The sequence below is a fragment of the Zobellella aerophila genome (genome assembly GCF_039539325.1).
Taxonomy (GTDB): domain Bacteria; phylum Pseudomonadota; class Gammaproteobacteria; order Enterobacterales; family Aeromonadaceae; genus Oceanimonas; species Oceanimonas aerophila.
In genome coordinates, this window is the sequence record NZ_BAABCX010000001.1 from 286,751 (window position 1) to 307,010 (window position 20,260).

Genomic DNA, 20,260 nt, shown 5'->3' on the forward strand with positions numbered 1-20,260 from the left:
AACAGAACCATGGTTACTATCAAATCCATCACGTGCCGCAGTCTGGCCCTGTCGCTGCTGCTGGCAGCAGCAGGCACCCAGGCCCAGGATTTGCCGAAGAGTATGATGTGGACCTCCTACGACGTCGGTTCGGCCGGCTATGCTGATGCTTCCGCCATCGCCGATGCCTTCGGCAAGGAATATGGCACCCGGGTGCGGATTCGCCCGTCCAGCTCGCCGATTGGCCGCCTGCAACTGCTGGTGTCCGGCCAGGCCGAATACGGCTTCCTCGCTACCGAATCCTTCTTCTCGTCGGAAGGCACCTACGATTTTGCCGATCGCCACTGGGGGCCGCAGAATCTGCGTACCTTGGGTGGGCGTCCCACGACGACCGGCCTGGTCACCGCTGCCGATGCCGGCATCCACAGCCTGGATGACGTGAGGGGCAAGCGGGTCGCTTATGTGGTCGGCAACCCCTCGCTCAACGTCAAGTGTGATGCTTTGCTCGCCTTCGGACAGCTGTCACGCGAGGATGTCGATATCCGCATGTTCCCGACCTATTCGGCGGCGATGAGTTCGCTGGCGCAGAACCAGGCCGACGCCGCCTGTACCACCCCGACCACCAGTCAGCTGTACGAATTGGCGGAGTCGCCGCGGGGCATTCACTGGGTGGATATCCCGGTCGACGATAAGGACGGCTGGGAGCGGGTCAAACAGGTGGCACCCTTCTTCAAGTCTTATCCGGAAACCATCGGCGCCGGCCTGTCCGAGGAGCAGCCGGTGAACATGCTGGCCTGGCGTTATCCGGTGCTGGTGACCATGGCAGATCGGGGTGCCGACGAGGTTTACAACTTTATCAAGGCGCTCGACAACACCTACGGTCTCTATAGCAAGGCCACCTCGTCGATGTCGCGCTGGTCTCTTGACGGTGCCGGCACGCCGCCGATCGATGTGCCCTTCCACGAAGGCGCCATTCGCTACCTGAAGGAGAAGGGCATTTGGACCGATGAGGCCCAGGCCTGGAACGATGCCCGCCTGGCACGCCTCGAGGCGTTGCGCGGCGCCTGGGAGCAGGCCCTGGCCGAGGCGGATGGCAAGAGCGATGAGGAGTTTGCCGCCATCTGGGAGCGTCATCGCACAGAGGCGGTGGCCGCCCTTTGACCCTCTGCTCTGTCAGCTCCCCGATGGTGGGGAGCTGACTGCTCTGCCTGACTTGAGTCCGGCGTATGATTGACCGGCCAAAACAACAAATGGAGTGATTGAGTCATGTCTTCAACAGCTGAAGCCACCACCGGGAAGGAGTCCCCGGATAGCCGCAATGGCAGGATGCAGGGGATGGCCCATGGCGCCGTGCTTTGCCTTGGTGCGGCGGGCCTCCTGCTTACCATCAACCAGACGTTCAACCTCGGGCTGCTGGGATTCCAGCCCCTGGGCAACTCCTTCCTCTACTATCTGATCGGCCTGTTCCTGGCCGCAGCCTTCCTCTGTTTTCCTGCCCGTGGCGACACCGGCCGCTCGGCCGCCTGGTACGACTGGATGCTGGCGCTGGCGGCGCTGACGGCGGCGGCCTACCTCGGCATCAATGGGCAGAGGATTATCCAGGAAGGCTGGGAATACAGCGCGCCCACCGCCGCGACGGTCGCCTCCGGCGTGATGTTGCTGCTGGTGCTTGAAGGGGTGCGGCGCTGCGGCGGCGGGCTGTTGCTGGCGGTGGCGCTGTTCTTCGGCGCCTATCCGCTGTTCGCCGAACACATGCCGGGCCTGCTCTGGGGCACCGGATTTGGCTTCGGCGACCTGATCCGCTCTCATGTCATCGGCATGGAGAGCGTCATCGGCATACCGATGCAGGTGGTCGCCAATCTGGTGATCGGCTTCGTGGTGTTCGGCACCGCCCTGACCGTGACTGGCGGCGGCCGCTTTTTCATGGAGCTGGCCATCGCACTGATGGGACGCAGTCGCGGCGGCCCGGCCAAAGTTGCGGTGCTGTCGAGCGCCATCATGGGCAGCCTGTCCGGCAGCGTCATTTCCAATATCCTCACCACCGGCACCATCACCATCCCGACCATGAAGAAGTCGGGCTATCCGGCCCACTACGCCGCAGCCATTGAGGCCTGTGCCTCCACCGGTGGAACCCTGATGCCGCCGGTGATGGGAGCAGTAGCCTTTATCATGGCCTCCTTCCTCGGAGTTGCCTATGCGGATGTGATGATTGCGGCCTTCCTGCCGGCGGTGCTGTTCTACCTGGCGCTGCTGTTCCAGGTCGACAACTATGCTGCGCGCAAGGGGCTCAAGGGACTGCCGGCCTCGGAGATCCCGAAGCTGGGCGCCACCCTCAAGGATGGCTGGCCCTATCTGTTCAGCCTCGGCATGCTGATCTACATGCTGCTGTTCATGCGCCTGGAATCCTACGCACCCTACTATGCTACTGTAGTGCTTCTGGTCATCGCCTCGTTCAGGCGCCGCTCGCGACTGAATCTCAAGCGTGGACTGCAACTGCTGCATGAGCTGTCCAGCAGTGTCGCCAATCTGGTGGCGATCCTGGCCGGCATCAGCCTGGTGGTCGGCGGCCTGTCCTATACCGGCGTAGCCGGCGCCTTTGCCCGGGAACTGCTGCAATATGCTGACGGTAGCGTGCCACTGATGCTGGCGGCCGGGGCCATCACCAGCTTCGTTCTGGGCATGGGGATGACCGTCAGTGCCTGCTATATCTTCCTGTCGATCCTGCTGGCACCGGCGCTGGTGGAAGCCGGGCTGAACCCGCTGGCAAGCCATCTGTTCATCCTCTACTGGGGCATGCTGTCCTATATAACACCGCCGGTATCGCTGGCCGCGATTACCGCCGCGGGGATCGCCGACGCCAAACCCGGCAAGACCGGCATTTTCGCCATGCGTCTAGGCAGTATCCTGTTCGTGCTGCCCTTCGTGTTTGTCATCAATCCGGCACTGGTGCTGCAAGGCGAGCTCGGTCAAATACTGTTCGCCGCCGCCACCGCGATGATGGCGATGTGGCTCGCAGCGTCGGCGCTGGAGGGATATCTCTATCGCGTCGGCCTGCTCGGCTGGCCACTGAGAACCCTGACGGCGCTGGCCAGCATGGCACTCATTTATCCCGAACCTTTCAGCGATCTGGCCGGCGTTGTACTGGTGGCGCTGATCTATATCGGCCACTGGTTGCGATCTAACCATTGTGGCGGCCAGCGAGCAGCCATTACACCAGGCAAAAACGCCTGAGTCAGGCTTCAGTATCACATGTAACAGAGCCGTTTTTTCTTTGGTTTACGAGTGACCCAACCGATGGCTTGGCCGTCGGTTGCGGGTTCACTCAACTTTAAATGGATACCATTATGAGCGAAATCATCGTCGAGGAGCGGGGCGAGGGCATCGTGTTGCTCCGACTCAACCGGCCGGAGCACAGAAATGCCCTGAGCCAGTCCCTCAAGCAGCGGCTGGCACATCAGTTCGACACCCTGGGGATGCGCCCGGACGTGCGCTGCATCATCCTCACCGGCGGGTCCGAGGTGTTCGCCGCCGGCGCCGATCTCAAGGAAATGATCGACCAGGGCGCCATCGAGATGCTGCGTAACAGCAGCCACCCCTGCTGGCAGGCGATCGCCCGCTGTCCGAAGCCGGTGATCGCCGCGGTGAACGGCTTCGCCCTGGGTGGTGGCTGTGAGCTGGCGATGCACGCCGACATCATCGTGGCCGGCGAGAGTGCCCGTTTCGGCCAGCCCGAGGTGCGCGTCGGCATCATGCCCGGTGCCGGCGGCACTCAGCGCCTGACCCGGGTGCTGGGCAAATACAAGGCCATGCAACTGCTGCTGACCGGGCGGCCAATCGAGGCTGCCGACGCCGGGCGGCTGGGCCTGGTGAGCGAAGTGGTGCCGGACGCAGAGGTGCTGCCGGTGGCATTGAAGATGGCCGCCGAGATTGCCGCCATGCCGCCGCTGGCAGTGCAGCAGATCAAGGAGGTGGTGCTGGCCGGCCAGGATGCGTCGCTGGACAGTGCGCTGATGCTGGAGCGCAAGGCGTTCCAGCTGTTGTTCGATTCCCGTGATCAAAAGGAGGGGATGCGTGCCTTCATCGAGAAGCGTCATCCCCGTTACGAGGGGCGTTGAGATGACGTTTTCTCCGGAACAAAGCCAGCTGCGGCTGGGCATCGTCGGCTGCGGCGCAATGGGGCGGGGAATCGCCCAGATTGCGGTGGCCGCCGGTCTTGAAGTGTTGCTGTGCGACAGCCGCGAGGGTGCGGCAGAGGAGGCGAAAACCTTCGTCATACAGATGCTGGAGCGGACGGTCGCCAAGGGGCGCATGACCTCGCAGGAGCTCGAACGGGCTCAGCGCGATCTCCGGGCCGTGTCGGGGCTAGAGGCCCTGGCTGACTGTGATGTGGTGGTCGAGGCCATCATTGAACAGCTGGACGTCAAGCGACAACTGTTTACCCGGCTTGAAGAGCTGGTGCGGGACGACTGCGTGCTCGCTACCAATACCTCGTCGCTGTCGGTGACCCTGATCGGCGCCGGTTGCCGGCGGCCGCAGCGCCTGATCGGCTTCCATTTCTTTAATCCGGTGCCGCTGATGAAACTGGTTGAGGTGGTACCCGGCGTACGCACAGACCCGCCGGTGGTCGAGGCAATGCTGGCGCTGGGCCGGCGACTTGGCCATACAGTGGTGCGCGCCAGCGATACGCCCGGCTTTTTGGTCAACCATGCCGGGCGGGGCTTCGGCACCGAGGCCAGCCGTATTCTTTCAGAAGGGATTGCCGGCGTTCACGACATCGATCGGGTCATGACCGGCAGCGCGGGTTTTCGTCTCGGTCCCTTTGAGTTGATGGATTTAGTCGGTCTCGATGTTACTCAGGCAGTGATGGAGTCGGTTTATGACCAGTACTATCAGGAGCCGCGCTTTCGTCCGAGCCTGAGTACACGCCAGCTACGCGATGCCGGATTACTCGGACGCAAAAGCGGCCAGGGGTTTTATTGCTATAACGATGGCCAGCAGCAGCTGCTGCCGGAGCCACCTGTGCCCACCCTGGATCAGCTTTCGGGCCGGCCGGTCTGGGTCAGCCAGCGTCACCCCGAGGCGGTGGCAACCCTGCGGGCACTGCTGGAGCAGGCGGGCGCGAGGCTAGAGAACGGCGAACGCCCTTCGGCACAGGCGCTCTGTCTGGTGACTCCGCTGTACCAGGACTGTACCGGGGCAGTGCTGGACGAAGGGCTCGATCCGGCCCGGACCCTGGCCGTTGATACCTTGTTCGGGCTCAAGGGGAGACGCACCCTGATGTGCAACCCGGCGACCGCGACCGGGTACCAGCAACTGGCCTTGGCATTGCTCGGCCTAGATGGCGTGCCGGTGACCCTAATCAACGACAGCCCCGGCTTCGTGGCGCCGCGCATTCTGGCGGTGATCGTTAATATCGCCTGTGAGATCGCCCAGCAGCGCATCGCAACCCCCACCGATATCGATCGCGCGGTGGAACTCGGCCTGGGTTACCCGCAGGGGCCGTTGGCGCTGGGTGACCGGCTTGGACCGTCCCGGCTGCTCGAGCTGCTGGAAGGACTTTATCGCTTCTATGGCGACCCCCGTTATCGCCCCAGCCCCTGGCTGCAACGTCGTGTCCGACTGGGACTTTCACTGACCACAGAGGAATTTCAACATGCTTGACGCTTATATCTACGACGGTCTCCGTACCCCCTTTGGCCGCCATGCCGGCGCGCTTTCACCGGTCCGCCCCGACGATCTGCTGGGCCAGGTGATCGCCCGGTTGCTGGCGCGCAACGCCTTCGAACCGGAGCAGTACGAAGACGTGATCGCCGGCTGCACTAATCAGGCCGGCGAGGATGCGCGCAACGTTGCCCGCATGGCTTCCCTGGTGTCAGGGCTGCCGGTTGGAGTTGCCGGCCAGACGGTCAACCGTCTTTGTGGCAGCGGCCTGGCGGCAATCGTCGATGCGGCCAGGGCCATCCACTGTGGCGAAGGCCAGCTGTTCATCGCCGGTGGCGTCGAGAGCATGAGCCGAGCGCCACTGGTACTGGGCAAGGCCGAAACGGCCTTCAGCCGCAGCACCGAGCTGTACGATTCGACCATCGGTGCCCGTTTTCCGAATCCGGCGGTGCTGCGTGATTTCGGCAGTGACAGCATGCCGCAGACCGCTGACAACGTGGCGTGGGAGTTGGGCATTGGGCGTGAAGAATGCGACCGCTTCGCACAGACATCCCAGGGCCGCTATGGCAAGGCCCAGCAGCAGGGCTTCTTTGCCGGCGAGCTTATGGCTGTATCTGTGCCTCAGGGACGCAAACAGCCAGCGCTCGATGTCGTTTGCGATGAGCATCCGCGTCCCGACACCACGCTCGAGAGCCTGGCGCGGCTGCGCCCGCTCGAGGAGGGCGGGGTGGTTACCGCCGGCAATGCCTCCGGCATCAATGACGGCGCCGCGGCTCTGGTGCTGGGCAGCCGGGCGATTGGCGAGCAGGCGGGTGTGGCCCCACGCGGGCGGCTGCTGGCGGCAGCGGTGGCTGGCGTCGAACCCCGGCTGATGGGGCTCGGGCCGGTGCCGGCCATTCGCAAGGCGCTGGACCGCGCCGGCCTGACGCTGGCCGATATGGACGTGATCGAACTCAACGAGGCGTTCGCGGCCCAGGTGCTTGGCTGTGCCAGGCAGCTCGTTCTGGATCCGGCCGACTGCCGTCTCAACCCGAACGGCGGCGCCATCGCCATCGGCCACCCCCTCGGTGCTTCCGGCGCCCGCATTGCCCTGACCGCGCTGCGTCAGCTCGAAGCGAGCGGTGGGCGTTACGCGTTGGTGTCCATGTGCATCGGTTTGGGGCAGGGAATCGCGGTTGTGATTGAATGCGTTTGATGTATCCGGACCCTTCTATCCAACCGGCAACTAAGCCGGTTGAGGCATATTGATATGTGCAAATTTTGAACATGTGCAACACGCCAGCCGGCGTGTCCAAATGGGCGCAATTAGGGCGGGCGTTTGGGCTGAGCGATTGAAGAAGCGACCGGGGAGGGGGTAGCACGCATCGGGGCGTAAAAACTGCCGGGCCGGTCGGAGTGAAGGCCCGGTAGTTTTTCGTGAGCCGGTTCAGGCGGTTTGGGTTAATCGCGCCGGTATAACGCCTCTATGGTGCTCGAACCCAGCGAGTGCGTATTCACCATGTAATCCACCAGCGCCCCGGAGGGATTGTCGGACAATTCCAGCTTTTTCGTCAAGGCATTGCCTTGCCGCCGATCACCCTGGTCACGCAGCGAGCCCCTGGCTATTTGGTGTGCTCTGGCCATATCCGATATAGGCACAGCGGCAACGCCAATCGGCTGCCCGTCCACTAATCCCGCCTCGCCAGCAATTCGCGTAACTCTGCGGGCAGGTGCCGTTGCAGTCGTTCGGTCAGTCGCCGCTGGTGACGTTGCCAGAGGATGCCGAGCCCCATCATCGCCAGGCCGATGGCGGTCAGTGCCAGCGGGAACAGCAGGCTGTCTGCAAATACCTCGTAGGCCAGATACCCCAGATACCAGGCGGTGCCCAGGCCGCCCAGCATCACGAACACGTGCCGTACTAACAGGGTACCGAGCAGGATCATCAGCAGGTTAAGTGCCAGATAGCCGGGGTGCGGTTCATTTCCGTCCAGCTGGATCAGACTCAGCCCGGCCCAGAAGGCGGTGGCTCCCCAGATATACAGCCAGAAGGCAAAGTCCTGGCGTTGGCCCGCGGCCAGCTCGACCCGGATGGCCGCGGCGGTCATCAGCAGGCCGAACCAGAGCGAGGTCCACCGTTGTACCTCCAGGCGTTCGTCCAGCAACCAGGCGCCGGTGTCCAGGACGAAATACCAGAGGGCGGCGGCCAGGGGCAACACCAGGAACGACAGTTGGTAACGCCACAGCATGATGGCGGCAACGGCCAGGGTCGCCAGTTCCAGGGAGAGCAGGCGCCAGTGGCCCGAGCCGAACAACAGCGGATAAGGACGGCCGGGCTCCCACCAGCCCAGGGCGTATTGCCAACCGTAGAGGGTGAGGGGAGTGAGCACCACCACCAGGGCGGCACAGATACCCGCCGGGATAAACAGGCGGCGGGCCCTGAACCACTCGGTCAGTCCTAGCCCGGTCAGCGCGTACAACAGGCCTATGGTCACCAGCGCCCAGCCGCCAAACTGCTGCCAGCCCAGGGTCATGAATAGGCTCATGGCGCCGATGGCCATCAGCCCGCCCAGATAGTAGAGAATATGGGAAAACTGAAACCGGGCCTGCCGCGGATCCTGCGCCGTTAAAAAACGCCACAGGGGCTCGACCTGTTCGGGCCGCAGCAGGCCCCGGTCGGCGGCGCGGTTCAGCTTGTGTTTGTCCAGATGCATAGGGTCGGGTCCTGCGTTGTCACCCTGATCAGGGGGGGGCGGACTTGCTGCTTTGTCCGGCGATATGCGCCAGCATGAGCTCCAGCTCGTTGCGGATATAACGCGGGTCGATGCAGAGCGCCAGATTATCATTGATATAGTGCACAAAGTTGGCGGCTGCATAGGGAAGCCGGCGGTTTTTGTGACAGACCAGGTACCAGTGGCTGTGGAGCGGAAATTCGTCCAGTGCCAGCACCGCCAGCTGCTGCCGGCCTTCGGCCAGGGTATGCTCGGACAGCACCGCCAACCCCAATCCCTGCTCCACGCTCATGCGGATCACCTCGTTGCTTTCTATCTGCATCAGCCGGGTCAGCTGCAGGTTTCGCTCCCTGAGCCACTCTTCAAACACCATGCGGGTGGCGCTGCCGGGCTCGCGCAGCAAAAACCGCTCCTGCAGCAGCTCACTAAAGCGGCTTGGCGGCCGGTAGGCGGCCCAGTGATCCGCCGGCGCTATCAGTACCAGCGGGTTGCGGATAAAGCGGCCGCTCAGGGTGTGCTCCCCCGCCGGCGGATGGCTGAACAGGTAAAGGTCGTCCTGCTGGTGCTGATGCCGCTGCAGGATATGACCCCGGTTGCCCACATGGATGGTGACCTCGACCCCGGGAAAGTGGCGGTTAAAGGGCCCCAGCAGGCGGGGAAGTATGTATTTGGCGGTGGTGACCACGCCGATGCTGAAGCTGCCGCGAATGCCCTGGCGGGCATCGCTCAGGAAGCTGCCGAAATCATCAAAGCGGGACAGGGCATCCAGGGCCGCATGATACAACTCGGTGCCAACCTGGGTCGGACCGAGCTTGCCGTCCTTGATATCCAGCAGGGGCTCGCCGATCGCTTCGCTCAGACGCTTGATCTGCTGGGATACGGTCGGCTGGGTCAGGTGTAGCTGGTCGGCCGCCCTGGAAATGGAGCCCAGGCGGACCACGGCCACATAGACCTGTAACAGGCGGAAGGTGAGATGGCGGATATTCATAGATGATTATCTATAGTGATTGTTATTAACATTTATTGGTAACTATAGCGGGTCGGCGCAACAATGTCCGCCGTAATTTGGCCGGCCGGGCCCGGCACGGGTTGATGACATCCTGTCATTACCCGAGTGGGGAGCCCGGGGGCCTTCTGATAACGTATATAAAAGAACAGGATACAGACATGCCGGATATCGTAGTGGCGTTTTTTGCATTGGGGGTGGTGGCCGGGCTCGCCAAGTCGGATCTCAAGGTTCCGCAGGCCGCCTACGACACCCTGAGTATATTGCTGATGTTGACCATCGGCTTCAAGGGCGGCCTGGCCCTGCACGGCCATATGAGCTGGCGGCTGGTCCCCGAACTGCTGGTGATAGCCGGACTCGGGGTGCTGATCCCGCTGCTGTGTTATCCCCTGTGCCGCAGATTGCTGCGCCTGGACCCGGCCAACAGCGCCAGTATAGCCGCCCATTATGGTTCGGTCAGCGCCGGCACCTTTGCCGTGGCCCTCGCCTATGTTGAAAGCCGGAGCATGACGATTTCGCCCCAAACCACCCTCTATCTGGTGCTGCTCGAACTGCCCGCCATCGTGGTGGCCATCTATCTGTATAAGCGGTTGTCCGGGCGACAATCCGCGGCATCGAACGGCCATATCTGGCATGAGGCATTGACCAGCCGGGGTGTAGTGCTACTGACTGGAGGGGTATTGATCGGTTATTTTTACGGGCCCGAGGCGGCCCCGGTCAGTACCCTGTTCCTGACCGTATTCAAGGGCCTGCTGGCGCTGTTTTTGCTGGAGATGGGGTTGTGCGCCGCCAAGGCCCTGAGGCCAGTACCCTGGCGACACTGGCGGCTGATGCTGTTTGCCGTCATCGCCCCCCTGGGGTTGTCACTGATCGGCATCCTGGCCAGTGCCGCGCTGGGTTTACCCCTGGGGACGGCACTGATATTGACCGGCCTGACCGCCAGCGCCTCCTATATAGCGGCACCGGCCGCCATCGGCGGGGCGATAAAAGAGGCGGATATTGGCCTGGCGATGTTGGCGGCACTAGCGGTGACTTTCCCCTTTAATGTTATACTGGGCATCCCCCTGTACCACCAAATCTTGAATGTTGTTTACTAGGAGTTGTCATGCAAGCAAAAGTCGCCGTCATCATGGGCTCGAAAAGCGATTGGCCCACCATGCAGGCCGCCGCAGAAATCATGGATAAGCTGCAGGTGTCTTATGTCGTGGACGTGGTGTCGGCCCACAGAACCCCGGACAAACTGATGCAATTCGGCGAGCAGGCGGTCGACCGCGGCTTTGAAGTGGTTATCGCCGGTGCCGGCGGTGCCGCCCACCTGCCGGGCATGGTCGCCGCCAAGACCCGGCTGCCGGTGCTGGGTGTTCCTGTGCAAAGCAAGGCATTGAGCGGCATGGACAGCCTGCTGTCCATCGTGCAGATGCCCAAGGGCATCGCCGTGGGCACCCTGGCCATCGGCACCGCCGGCGCCTTCAATGCCGGCCTGCTGGCCTGCCAGATCCTGGCCAACAATGATCCGGCCCTGGCCGCGCGTCTGGAAGCCTTCCGTAAAGAGCAGACCGATGCCGTGCTGGAGCAGGCGGATCCACGGGAGGAAGCATGAGTCGTATCTGGGTACTGGGTGCCGGCCAGCTGGGTCAGATGCTGGTTCATGCGGGCATGCCGCTGGATCTGCAGGTCTGCCCGGTCGATATCGAATCGCAGGATACTCTGCCGTTGCAGCCCCATGAGCAGGTGACCGCCGAACGGGAGCAATGGCCCGATACCCCGGCGACTCGCCAGCTGGCCAGCCACCCGGGCTTCGTCAACCTGGGGACTTTTCCCACCTTGGCCGATCGTTTCAGCCAGAAGAGCCTGATCGACAAGCTGGGCCTGGCCACCGCGCCCTGGCGCCTGGTGGAGGATGAGATGGACGCCGCCGAGCTGCACCAGGCGCTGGGCGAGCGGGTGCTGCTCAAGCGCCGCAGCGGCGGTTATGACGGCCGGGGCCAGCACTGGCTGAAGGCTGCCGAGCAGAGCGCCGTGCCCGAGGGCTGGCATGATCACTGCATCGCAGAGCAGGCCATCAATTTCGATGAAGAAGTGTCCCTGGTTGGCATGCGCGGCGACGATGGCCGGTGCTTCTTTTACCCGCTTACCCTCAACCTGCACGTCAACGGCATACTGCTGGCATCGGTCGCGCCCCTGGCCCGGCTGTCTCCTCTGCAGGCGGAAGCCGAGCAGATGCTGGGCAAGCTGATGGACTCCCTCGACTATGTGGGGGTGATGGCCATGGAATGTTTCCGGGTCGGCGATCACCTGCTGATCAACGAGCTGGCGCCGCGGGTGCACAACAGCGGCCACTGGACCCAGGCGGGTGCCAATGTCAGCCAGTTCGAGAGCCATCTGCGCGCCGTGGCCGGCTTACCGCTGGTTGCCCCTGCGGTGAAAAACACCTGCTTCATGGTCAACCTGGTGGGGGTGGAACGGGACAACGCCTGGCTGTCGGTACCCGGCGCCGAACTGTACTGGTACGGCAAGGAAGTCCGTCCCGGCCGCAAGGTGGGGCATATCAACTTCTGCCTGGGCACCGCCGCCGAGATCAAACAGGCCCTCGCCCAGCTGGACCCTCTGCTGCCGGACAACTACGGCGAAGTGCTGGCCTGGATAGGTAACGAGCTGGCCTGATGCCACCGGTTGCCCGGCTGTGTCCGGGCAACCGGCTCCTTTCATCCAAAACATCATCTTGCCGTCATCTTGTGACTGTCACTCTCTGCTATCTTTAGGAAGCTTTTTACCTAAGGGAGACGGGAACATGAGTGCGAAAAAAATTCTGATGCTGGTGGGCGATTACGTCGAGGACTATGAGGTCATGGTGCCGTTTCAGGCGCTCGCCATGGTCGGCCATCAGGTGCATGCGGTGTGTCCCGACAAAAAGGCCGGGGAACAGGTACGCACCGCCATCCACGATTTCGAGGGCGACCAGACCTACAGCGAAAAGCACGGCCACAACTTTACCCTGAATGTCAGTTTCGACGAGGTCAAGGAGGCGGAGTACGACGCCTTGCTGGTGCCGGGCGGTCGCTCGCCGGAATATCTTCGCCTCAATTCCAGGGTGCTGGAAATGGTGCGCCATTTCGCCGCTGCCGATAAACCCATCGCCGCCGTCTGCCACGGTCCCCAGCTACTGGCCGCCGCCGGCGTGCTCAAGGGCAAGTGCTGTTCCGCCTATCCGGCGGTGGCGCCGGAGGTGGCCCTGGCCGGTGGCGAGTGGCAAGAGATCCCGATAGATCAGGCCCATGTGGACGGCAATCTGGTCACGGCGCCCGCCTGGCCCGCGCACCCGGCCTGGCTGGCAGCCTTCTTGCAGGTGCTGGGAACCCGAATTACCCCCTGATGCCGTTGCCTCCCACCCTTTCCGGTGGGAGATGGTGCAACAATCTTCCTCCGTGACCTTGAGAGTGTGCCTTCAGCCCCGCAAGCACCATTGCCATAAGGGTTGGCAAAGCGCGTGGCTGGCCTTAGTCTGACTGGGCCGATATCCATCTTTCGAGGAAGTCCCCTTGGCAGTCGCGCCCGAACCCGGTTTTTCCATCCGTTCCTACACCCTGACCCTGAGCGCCCATCGGCACGCCTATGCGCAGCTGGTGCTGCCGTTGCGGGGGCACATCCGTATCGAGCTGGCTGGGCAGCGCGGGCGGGTGGGGCCGTCCCAATGCGTGGTGATCCCGGCAGGCGAACTGCACAGCTTTGCCGCCGAGCGGCAGGCGCGCTTCCTGGTGGTGGACTTGCCTGTGTTGCCCGCCGGCATGCAGCGGCTCGATACCCCCTTTGTGGAACTGCCAGCGGGCCTGCAGCGCTACAGCAAGTTTGTGGAAGCCCAGTTGCAGCAGCAGAGCAACCCGGACCTGGCCCGGGACATGGGCCGACTGTTCTACCAGCTGCTGGAGGCGCAGGACTGGCAACCTCGGCTGGACCCGCGTCTGCAGCGGGCGGTGCAGCATCTCAAGCAGGACTTGGCGCACACCCCCAGCCTGAACGAACTGGCGGCGGTCAGTTTCCTGAGTGTCAGCCAGTACAAGAGCCTGTTCAAACAACAGCTGGGCATGAGCACCGGCCAGTACCTGCTCCGGCTGCGCATGGAGAAGGCCCGGTCGCTGCTGGCCTTTACCGATATTCCCATCGGCATCATCGCCGAACGGGTGGGCTTTCAGAATGCCTCGGCATTCAGCCGCCGCTTTCGCGCCCATTTCGGCCTGCCGCCGCGCCGACTGCGCTGAGCAAAGCACCCTCCCGGGCAACTCTGCCGGCCTTTGGGCACAATCGAATGGACCATTACCCGATATACTCTGCAGCCATACATGTCTATCGAGGAAAGAGTTATGGCTACATTGCAAGGAGTAATGGCAATCAGCCTGTGGAGCCTGCTGGCGCTGCTGGGTGCCCTCACCACCGCCATACCAGCTTTTCAGCTGCTTTTTATCTGTTTCAGCATCTCGGCGCTGCTGATGTTCACGGGGCGAGCGCTGCGGAAGCGGCCGTTGCTGAGTCGGCCCGCCTTGAGCCCGAGTCAGTGGCTGGTAGGCATCACCGGCCTGTTCGGCTTTCACTGGTGCTACTTTGCCGCCCTGAAACGGGCGCCAGCACTGGAGGTTAGCCTGATCGTGTATCTGTGGCCGCTGCTGCTCAGCCTGCTGGTGGCCGGATCAGGGCGGCGCCATCTCGCCGCCCTGGGGGGCCTGCTCGGCTTCGGCGGGGTGGCGATGCTGATTGCTCCCTCCGGTGAGACTGTCCTGAATAGTCGCACCTTGGTGGGCTACGGGCTGGCGTCGTGCTGTGCGCTGCTCTGGGCCGGTTATTCCTGGCATTTGTCCCGCTCCCGGGGCAAGGTCGAGGACATCGGCTGGGTGTCGCTGGCGGTGGCTCTGTTGTCGCTGCTGGTGCACCTGGCCACCGAGCGGGGGCACTGGTCGTTCTCGGCCCTGGAAGGGCTGGGCGCACTGCTGCTGGGGCTGGGCCCGGTGGGCGGCGCCTTCTACCTGTGGGATCGGGGCCTGAAGCAGGGCAACCGGCCACTGCTGGCTTCCTTAAGCTTCGCCACACCGCTGCTGTCGTCCGTGGTGTTGGTGCTGGCGGGAGTCAATGACTGGCGGCTGGCCACGGGCGTGGCGTTGGTGCTGATCATGCTGGGAGCCGGGGTGGCCAACTTCAAGCCGCGTTTGCCGGCGGCGGTAAAGGAGGGGGATGTCTCCGGGTGAGACGACTGCCTTCGCTGATATTGTCGAAGGCAGCCGGCGAGGGGAAGCCTTAGAGCAGCCGGCTGACGCCGACCATCATCAGCGGCAGGGCGAAGAAGACGCCGCCGATATAGGCCACCACATAGCCTTTGTTGTGCTGGGCTTGGCTGGCCAGGGTCTCGGCCATGCGCACCGGTAGCTGGCGCAGCACCGGCAGCACGTAGATCAGGCCGATCGCCAGCAGGTTGAACAGCAGATGCACCAGGGCGATTTGCAGCGCCACCGTGGCCGCGGCACCGTTGATGGCGGTGGCGGCCAGCAGGGCGGTGATGGTGGTGCCGATATTACTGCCCAGGATGAAGGGATACACCTGCTTCAGGGAAAATACCCCGGTGCCGGCCAGGGGCACGATCAGCGAAGTGGTGGTGGAGGACGACTGCACCAGCACCGTGATCAGGGTGCCGGAAGCCATGCCCGAGGCGGGGCCACGGCCCACGGCGGTGTGCAGTATGTTCATGGCGCGACCCACCATCAGGGTGCGCAGCACCTTGCCTATCTGAGTGACTACCAGCAGGATCAGGCCGATGCCGATCAGGATCAACGCCACGCCGGACCAGATGCCGGGCAGCCAGGCCACGCTGGCCTTCAGTACATCGGAGGCGGGCGAGAGCAGCACTTTCATAAAGTTCATGCCGCTCATGCTGACGCTGGTGTCGCTGACCAGCAGGCCGGCGAGCAACTCGGAGGCGGTGGCCAGGGGGCTGAACAACAGCTCCAGCGGCAGCAGTATGGCGACGGCGAGGATATTGAAGCTGTCATGCACGGTGGCGGCGGAGAAGGCCCGCCTGAATTCTTCGCCATTGCGAATATGACCCAGGCTGACCAGGGTGCTGGTGAGCGAAGTACCGATATTGGCGCCCATCACCATGGGAATGGCGATGGCAATCGGCAAGCCGCCGGCGACCATGCCGACGATGATGGAGGTGACTGTGCTGGAGCTCTGGATCAGGGCGGTGGCCACTACCCCGATGATCAGCGCGATGGCCGGGTTTGAGGCGAAGGCAAACAGCTCCTGGGCATTGCTGCCGGCGGCGGCCTTGAAGCCGGCGCCGATGGCGCCCACGGCGGCCAGCAGCACATAAATCAGGAATGAAACCAGCAGCCAGGACAACCAGTTGGACTGGGCGCTGCTCTCACTGGCGGGCCTGGGAATGGCGGTGGATTCAAGGCTCATAATGCATCCTCATCTCAAAGTTGGCGCCACTATGCCCAGTAAATATGACGGTTTTATTACAATACGACAGTTTTATGACAATGAATGGAGCCCATGAACGGCTTCATCGCCATCAGAATCCCGTCATGTGGCCTAGAATAAAACTCCCCCCTGTGGAGTGGGCTCTGCTACGGATGTCATCGACACACTTAATGCCCTTTATCAGCAGCATTGCCGCCGGGTGCTGCGGCTGCTGGGGATGTTGAGCTGGCGGAGGAAGCCGGATACCGCCTGCCCGGCTGGGCAGCATAGAGGTACGCCCGGTGCGCACGTTGCCGCCAAGGGCTGATTAAAGAGGAGCATTATCATGAACTACGTAGATGGATTCGTGGCCGCGGTGCCCACCAAAAACAAGGAGCTGTATATTCGCTATGCCAGGGACGCAGCCCTGGTGTTCAAGGAGCATGGCGCCCTGAAACTGGTGGAATGCTGGGGCGATGACGTACCGGAAGGCAAGCTCACCTCCTTCCCGATGGCGGTGAAATGCCGGGAGGACGAAACCGTGGTGTTTTCCTGGATCCTGTGGCCTTCCCGCGAGGTGCGCGACCGGGCCATGCCCAAGGTGATGGAGGATCCGCGCCTGCAGGCCGAGGCTAAGCCCATGCCCTTCGACGGCAAGCGGCTGATCTACGGCGGATTTGCCATGGTGGTGGACGAATAGCGTATGCAAGGCGCCCCCGGCGGCAAGTGCCCGGGGTGTTTGCGATATGCTCGCCATGCCTGTTACAGGTTCAGCCGCATGGCCCGGGCCTCGCCGTAACTGCTGCACAGTTCGGCCTGGGGCCGCGGGTTAAAGCCAAAGCGGGTCCAGAAGCCTTCCGAACCCTGCACCGATACCAGCTCTATACGCTCAAGCCCGGCCGCGCGGGCCCTGTGCAACAAGGCTTCCACCAGCCGCTGACCCACCCCCATGCCGTGGGCATGCTGGCTGACCGCCAGATCGTGCAGGTACAGGGAGCTGCAGGGGCCGTCAATCTGATATTCCCGATGCAACGCCGGCAGTGTCTGGTGCGGCCAGGGGTGGCTGAGCAGATAACCCAGCACCCTGCCTTGGCCGTTGACACACTGCAGGCTGGTGGCGGGGGAGGCGTGCCATTTGCTGCGCAGCACGGCTTCGCTCTCCGGCACCACATCCTGATAAGACTCGGACTGGATGTGCATAATCTGCGGCCAGGCGGCATCGGTAATGGCGGTAATAAGCATCATCTACTCGCGTTCTGGTGATAGTGGGCGACGATCATTATACCCCTCCGGTTCGAGGGATGCGTTCGCCGGTTTTGTTGGCCGACAGGCGTCAGCTCATTTCGTTATTCAGGCGTGCCGGGTGATAGCCACCGTCAGCTTGTTAAGTCGTTATCCGTTAGCATGGTCTTATCGGAATGATAGATTGCAAATGAAGCCGAGCTGCATGCATAGGTTATTGTGCCGCACCGTCCCGAGGCTTGTAGAAGATAAACTCGCCGAGTTCGACTGTCTTGATGTATTCCGCAGACCAGGCGGGGGTTACGTTACGCTGATGGAAATACAAGGCGCCACCGGTTCTGTCCCGGAGTTGCCGATTGAGGGCTTTTCGAGCTATTTCCTGGGCGAACGCATAGGATTCATCCTCTCCTGCGTCATCCGGGAGGCCGTCGCACCACCAGGAGAACTGACAGGCACCCTGTTCGCGGCCTTGCGTGACAAGGTTACAAATGGTGTTCGAAAAGCCCTCATGGCCCAGCCGGTTCATCATCACATTGGCGATGGCTTTCTTGCCGGCAGCTTCCTCGCTCCTGGCCTCCCAGTAGAAGCTGCTGATGATTAGATTGTGCACATCGTCCCGGTCGGGCATCAGGTAGCGGGCGCAATCATCGAACGAATGGCCGTGGTAATAGCCGGAATAATAGCTGAAGCGACCGATCCGGATATTGGGATTGGTCACCTGCTCTGCAAGGGGAATGCCCTTGAAGGGGCTGCTGAAATAGTTGTTCATGGTGCTGATCCGCTGTCATCAAGGGCCATCGTGGGCAGTGCCGCCGCCCGTTGCAATCACCGGATAAGCGCGTTCCGGATTGATTTTCGTTTGAAACCATTCTGGTTATCTGCTATGGGAAGCAATGACCAAATGCACATTTTGCGATACGGCAGCAGAGGGCGATGGGTCGGGTAGGCGCCGTCGACCTCTTTGCATATATATAGGTTTTTTTTAAATAAAAATTCACTATCATCTGGAGGGGGGAAATGTGATATAACTTTCATACTTAAAAGCTCAAACCCTGCCGGAATTTCCTTTGACGAATATTGAACATCTGTTTTTGCTCTCCGGGGTTTTACTGTGTCTGAGTGTGCTGGCCACCTTGCTGTCGGCCCGCTCCGGTATTCCTATCTTATTGATCTTCTTGTTTATAGGCATGCTGGCGGGTGAAAGCGGCCCGGGCGGCATAGAATTCGAGAGTTATGCCCTGGCCCATGGTATAGGCAACCTCGCGCTGGCGATCATCCTGCTCGATGGCGGTATGCGCACCCGCATGGAAACCTTCCGCGTGGGCCTGCGGCCGGCTCTGAGCCTGGCCACCCTGGGGGTGCTGATCACCAGCGGGGTGACCGGGCTGCTGGCGGTGTGGATCCTGGATTTAAGCTGGCTGCACGGCCTGCTGCTCGGCGCCATTGTCGGCTCGACCGACGCGGCGGCGGTATTTTCCATGCTCAGCGGCAAGGGCGTGCACCTCAACCAGCGGGTCGCCGCCTCCCTGGAGATAGAGTCGGGCACCAACGATCCCATGGCCATCTTCCTGACCCTGACGCTGATCGGCATGATCACCGGCGAGGTGGAAGGCCTGGCCGATGCGCTGGTGTTTTTGCTGATGCAGTTCGGTATCGGCTCGGTGGCCGGCCTGCTCGGTGGCTGGTTGCTGATCCATCTGATCAAGCGGGTCGAATTGGCCGCCGGTTTGTATCCGATCCTGGTGACCGGCTTCGGCCTGGCGCTGTTTGCGCTGACCGCCAGCCTGTCGGGCAGCGGTTTCCTGGCCATCTACCTGGCGGGACTGGTGCTGGGCAATGCCCGATTGCGGCATATGGAGTCGATCCTGCCGATGTTTGACGGCATGGCCTGGCTGAGCCAGATCGGCCTGTTCCTGGTGCTGGGCCTGTTGATCTCCCCAACGGAGATGTGGGCCATGGCCATACCCGCCACCCTGATCGCCCTGGCGCTGATCTTTATCGCCCGGCCGCTGGCGGTGCTCGCCTCGCTGCTGCCGTTTTTCCGGTTCAACGTACGCGAGCTGGGCTTTATCTCCTGGGTCGGGCTCAGGGGGGCGGTGCCCATAGTGCTGGCGATTTTTCCGCTGATGGCGGGGATCCCCGAAGGCGGCATGCTGTTTAACGTGGCCTTCTTCGTGGTGTTGATTTCACTGTTGGTGCAGGGCTCCAGCCTGCCGCGGGTCGCCCGGCTGCTGGATCTGGAGGTGCCGCCAGAACCCGCCCCCAAACGCCGCTCCATGCTGGGGATCTTCTCCGAAGATGATTTCGAGATGTTCCTCTACCGGGTAGAAAGCGAGTCCATCGACGGCGTGGTGGTGCGTCAGCTGACGTTTCCGCCCCACTGCCGGGTGGCGGCGGTGTTCAGGGGAGAATACCTGTTGCCGGCGTCGGGCAGTACTCGTTTGGCGTTAAATGACACCCTGTGTGTCATCGGTCGCAGCAACCACCTGAAGACCCTGAACAATATGTTCGGCGGCGACCTGGATGCGGCGCGCAGCAAGGCCCGCGCCTTCTTCGGCGACTTTATCCTGGATGCCAAGGCCGGCATGCAAGATGTGGCGCTGATGTACGGGGTGGATGTGGATGACAGTGAGGCGGGGCTGACCCTGGCGGAGTTTATGCAGCGCCACAACAGCGGTCACCCGGTGGTCGGGGATCACTTCGCTCGTTACGGTATGGTCTGGACGGTGGCCGATGTGGATGGCGATCAAATACTGAAGGTCGGCCTGCGGGAGCAGGAAACCGACAAGCCGGGGGACTGAGCCCCGGGGGCGGAGGCCATCCCGTCTAGGGCTGGGTGGCCAGGGCCTCTGCGTTGACCAGGCTGCCCTCGGTGGGCATGCCCGCCTGTTTCAGCTGCTCGAGCCCGCCCCTGTTCACCACCTTGGTATAACCCAGGGCCTGCAGTGCCTCGGTCGCCAGCTGCGAGCGACGGCCGCTGCGGCAATACAGGTTGAGCGGCGTATTCCTGTCCGGGTAGCGCTTGCTGATGCCTTTGGCTATCTGGGTATGGGGAATATGGATGGCCCCGACCAAGTGCTCCTGCTGAAATTCCTCTGTGCTGCGCACATCAATCCAGATCTCGTCGCCGGCCCAGGCCAGCGAGCTTAGGCACAAGAGCAATAATGCGGATATCCACGAATACATGTCACTTCCTCCGGTTGTCGATAACCCGAGT

General features: G+C 62.5%; 20 protein-coding genes and 1 pseudogene. 13 read left to right on the forward strand and 8 right to left on the reverse strand.

The features are described from left to right. The first annotated feature begins 9 nt into the window (after positions 1-9). The 5 genes from ABD806_RS01360 to ABD806_RS01380 all read left to right on the forward strand — a co-directional run bounded on the left by ABD806_RS01360 (position 10) and on the right by ABD806_RS01380 (position 6,835). On the forward strand, positions 10-1,140 hold the full coding sequence (locus ABD806_RS01360; RefSeq protein ID WP_344953963.1) for a TAXI family TRAP transporter solute-binding subunit: 1,131 nt from the start codon (positions 10-12) through the stop codon (positions 1,138-1,140). 105 nt (positions 1,141-1,245) lie between these two features. Next, positions 1,246-3,210 (forward strand): TRAP transporter permease, encoded by a 1,965-nt coding sequence (locus ABD806_RS01365; protein ID WP_344953966.1) that lies wholly within the window; start codon positions 1,246-1,248, stop codon positions 3,208-3,210. 113 nt (positions 3,211-3,323) lie between these two features. Further along, positions 3,324-4,094 carry an enoyl-CoA hydratase gene (locus ABD806_RS01370; RefSeq protein WP_344953969.1) on the forward strand — a complete coding sequence of 257 codons (771 nt, stop codon included), beginning with the start codon at positions 3,324-3,326 and terminating at the stop codon, positions 4,092-4,094. Between the two features lies 1 nt (position 4,095). After that, positions 4,096-5,640: a 3-hydroxyacyl-CoA dehydrogenase gene (locus ABD806_RS01375; RefSeq protein WP_344953972.1), complete on the forward strand. Its 1,545-nt coding sequence runs from the start codon at positions 4,096-4,098 to the stop codon at positions 5,638-5,640. Next, entirely contained in the window at positions 5,633-6,835 is a 1,203-nt protein-coding gene (locus ABD806_RS01380) for a 3-oxoadipyl-CoA thiolase (protein WP_344953974.1), read from the forward strand. Before ABD806_RS01375 ends, ABD806_RS01380 begins: the two co-directional genes overlap by 8 nt. A 245-nt stretch (positions 6,836-7,080) precedes the next feature. On the opposite strand, the gene ABD806_RS01385 is transcribed toward ABD806_RS01380, so the two are convergent. Genes ABD806_RS01385 through ABD806_RS01395 form a run of 3 tightly spaced genes read right to left on the reverse strand, consistent with a single transcriptional unit; the run spans position 7,081 to position 9,336 of the window. Next, entirely contained in the window at positions 7,081-7,263 is a 183-nt protein-coding gene (locus ABD806_RS01385; protein ID WP_344953977.1) for a YbhB/YbcL family Raf kinase inhibitor-like protein, read from the reverse strand. 44 nt (positions 7,264-7,307) lie between these two features. Further along, a complete protein-coding gene (locus ABD806_RS01390) occupies positions 7,308-8,330 on the reverse strand; it encodes a DUF2157 domain-containing protein (protein ID WP_344953980.1) in 1,023 nt (340 codons plus the stop codon). Positions 8,331-8,358: 28 nt separating this feature from the next. Beyond that, positions 8,359-9,336 (reverse strand): LysR family transcriptional regulator, encoded by a 978-nt coding sequence (locus ABD806_RS01395; RefSeq protein WP_344953983.1) that lies wholly within the window; start codon positions 9,334-9,336, stop codon positions 8,359-8,361. A 179-nt stretch (positions 9,337-9,515) separates the two neighbouring features. Between ABD806_RS01395 and ABD806_RS01400 the strand changes: the two genes are divergently transcribed. The 6 genes from ABD806_RS01400 (at position 9,516) to ABD806_RS01425 (ending at position 14,588) form a co-directional block, all read left to right on the forward strand. Continuing rightward, positions 9,516-10,451, forward strand: coding sequence for a sodium-dependent bicarbonate transport family permease (locus tag ABD806_RS01400; protein ID WP_344953986.1), 936 nt, complete (start codon positions 9,516-9,518; stop codon positions 10,449-10,451). Positions 10,452-10,459: 8 nt separating this feature from the next. Continuing rightward, positions 10,460-10,954: a 5-(carboxyamino)imidazole ribonucleotide mutase gene (gene purE, locus ABD806_RS01405; protein WP_344953989.1), complete on the forward strand. Its 495-nt coding sequence runs from the start codon at positions 10,460-10,462 to the stop codon at positions 10,952-10,954. Beyond that, positions 10,951-12,018, forward strand: coding sequence for a 5-(carboxyamino)imidazole ribonucleotide synthase (purK, locus tag ABD806_RS01410; protein ID WP_344953992.1), 1,068 nt, complete (start codon positions 10,951-10,953; stop codon positions 12,016-12,018). The genes purE and purK overlap by 4 nt, the downstream gene beginning before the upstream one ends. A 127-nt stretch (positions 12,019-12,145) precedes the next feature. Next, positions 12,146-12,727, forward strand: a complete 582-nt coding sequence (locus ABD806_RS01415) for a DJ-1/PfpI family protein (RefSeq protein WP_344953994.1) — start codon at positions 12,146-12,148, stop codon at positions 12,725-12,727. Between the two features lie 166 nt (positions 12,728-12,893). Continuing rightward, on the forward strand, positions 12,894-13,610 hold the full coding sequence (locus ABD806_RS01420; RefSeq protein ID WP_344953996.1) for a helix-turn-helix domain-containing protein: 717 nt from the start codon (positions 12,894-12,896) through the stop codon (positions 13,608-13,610). 102 nt (positions 13,611-13,712) lie between these two features. Next, the gene (locus ABD806_RS01425) at positions 13,713-14,588 is read left to right on the forward strand and encodes an EamA family transporter (protein ID WP_344953998.1); all 876 of its coding nucleotides are present in this window, start codon (positions 13,713-13,715) and stop codon (positions 14,586-14,588) included. A 49-nt stretch (positions 14,589-14,637) separates the two neighbouring features. Here the strand turns inward: ABD806_RS01425 and ABD806_RS01430 are convergent, their stop codons facing one another. Continuing rightward, complete coding sequence (locus ABD806_RS01430) at positions 14,638-15,801, reverse strand: Na/Pi symporter (protein ID WP_344954000.1); 1,164 nt, start codon at positions 15,799-15,801, stop codon at positions 14,638-14,640. Positions 15,802-16,147: 346 nt separating this feature from the next. Between ABD806_RS01430 and ABD806_RS01435 the strand changes: the two genes are divergently transcribed. Then, a complete protein-coding gene (locus ABD806_RS01435; RefSeq protein WP_344954002.1) occupies positions 16,148-16,501 on the forward strand; it encodes a DUF1428 domain-containing protein in 354 nt (117 codons plus the stop codon). Positions 16,502-16,563: 62 nt separating this feature from the next. On the opposite strand, the gene ABD806_RS01440 is transcribed toward ABD806_RS01435, so the two are convergent. The 3 genes and pseudogenes from ABD806_RS01440 to ABD806_RS01450 all read right to left on the reverse strand — a co-directional run. After that, positions 16,564-17,046, reverse strand: coding sequence for a GNAT family N-acetyltransferase (locus ABD806_RS01440; RefSeq protein ID WP_344954004.1), 483 nt, complete (start codon positions 17,044-17,046; stop codon positions 16,564-16,566). A 211-nt stretch (positions 17,047-17,257) separates the two neighbouring features. Beyond that, a complete protein-coding gene (locus ABD806_RS01445; protein ID WP_344956400.1) occupies positions 17,258-17,653 on the reverse strand; it encodes a cell wall hydrolase in 396 nt (131 codons plus the stop codon). Further along, positions 17,627-17,812: pseudogene (locus ABD806_RS01450) on the reverse strand (antibiotic acetyltransferase); the annotation flags it as partial. The gene ABD806_RS01445 and the pseudogene ABD806_RS01450, both read right to left, overlap by 27 nt. Positions 17,813-18,110: 298 nt before the next feature. Here ABD806_RS01450 and ABD806_RS01455 point away from each other — a divergent pair. After that, entirely contained in the window at positions 18,111-19,844 is a 1,734-nt protein-coding gene (locus tag ABD806_RS01455) for a potassium/proton antiporter (RefSeq protein ID WP_344954006.1), read from the forward strand. Positions 19,845-19,869: 25 nt separating this feature from the next. Here ABD806_RS01455 and ABD806_RS01460 read toward each other — a convergent pair whose 3' ends face one another. After that, positions 19,870-20,229 carry a rhodanese-like domain-containing protein gene (locus tag ABD806_RS01460; RefSeq protein WP_344954008.1) on the reverse strand — a complete coding sequence of 120 codons (360 nt, stop codon included), beginning with the start codon at positions 20,227-20,229 and terminating at the stop codon, positions 19,870-19,872. Positions 20,230-20,260 lie beyond the last annotated feature (31 nt).

Excerpts from the sequence above, each read along its gene's own strand:
- ABD806_RS01380 (WP_344953974.1), top strand. The coding sequence starts at position 5,633 with ATGCTTGACGCTTATATCTACGACGGTCTCCGTACCCCCTTTGGCCGC.
- ABD806_RS01415 (WP_344953994.1), top strand. The coding sequence starts at position 12,146 with ATGAGTGCGAAAAAAATTCTGATGCTGGTGGGCGATTACGTCGAGGAC.
- ABD806_RS01375 (WP_344953972.1), top strand. The coding sequence starts at position 4,096 with ATGACGTTTTCTCCGGAACAAAGCCAGCTGCGGCTGGGCATCGTCGGC.
- ABD806_RS01390 (WP_344953980.1), bottom strand. The coding sequence starts at position 8,330 with ATGCATCTGGACAAACACAAGCTGAACCGCGCCGCCGACCGGGGCCTG.
- ABD806_RS01365 (WP_344953966.1), top strand. The coding sequence starts at position 1,246 with ATGTCTTCAACAGCTGAAGCCACCACCGGGAAGGAGTCCCCGGATAGC.
- ABD806_RS01370 (WP_344953969.1), top strand. The coding sequence starts at position 3,324 with ATGAGCGAAATCATCGTCGAGGAGCGGGGCGAGGGCATCGTGTTGCTC.
- ABD806_RS01425 (WP_344953998.1), top strand. The coding sequence starts at position 13,713 with ATGGCTACATTGCAAGGAGTAATGGCAATCAGCCTGTGGAGCCTGCTG.
- ABD806_RS01460 (WP_344954008.1), bottom strand. The coding sequence starts at position 20,229 with ATGTATTCGTGGATATCCGCATTATTGCTCTTGTGCCTAAGCTCGCTG.
- ABD806_RS01435 (WP_344954002.1), top strand. The coding sequence starts at position 16,148 with ATGAACTACGTAGATGGATTCGTGGCCGCGGTGCCCACCAAAAACAAG.
- ABD806_RS01385 (WP_344953977.1), bottom strand. The coding sequence starts at position 7,263 with ATGGCCAGAGCACACCAAATAGCCAGGGGCTCGCTGCGTGACCAGGGT.
- purK (WP_344953992.1), top strand. The coding sequence starts at position 10,951 with ATGAGTCGTATCTGGGTACTGGGTGCCGGCCAGCTGGGTCAGATGCTG.
- ABD806_RS01430 (WP_344954000.1), bottom strand. The coding sequence starts at position 15,801 with ATGAGCCTTGAATCCACCGCCATTCCCAGGCCCGCCAGTGAGAGCAGC.
- purE (WP_344953989.1), top strand. The coding sequence starts at position 10,460 with ATGCAAGCAAAAGTCGCCGTCATCATGGGCTCGAAAAGCGATTGGCCC.
- ABD806_RS01440 (WP_344954004.1), bottom strand. The coding sequence starts at position 17,046 with ATGATGCTTATTACCGCCATTACCGATGCCGCCTGGCCGCAGATTATG.
- ABD806_RS01360 (WP_344953963.1), top strand. The coding sequence starts at position 10 with ATGGTTACTATCAAATCCATCACGTGCCGCAGTCTGGCCCTGTCGCTG.
- ABD806_RS01395 (WP_344953983.1), bottom strand. The coding sequence starts at position 9,336 with ATGAATATCCGCCATCTCACCTTCCGCCTGTTACAGGTCTATGTGGCC.
- ABD806_RS01400 (WP_344953986.1), top strand. The coding sequence starts at position 9,516 with ATGCCGGATATCGTAGTGGCGTTTTTTGCATTGGGGGTGGTGGCCGGG.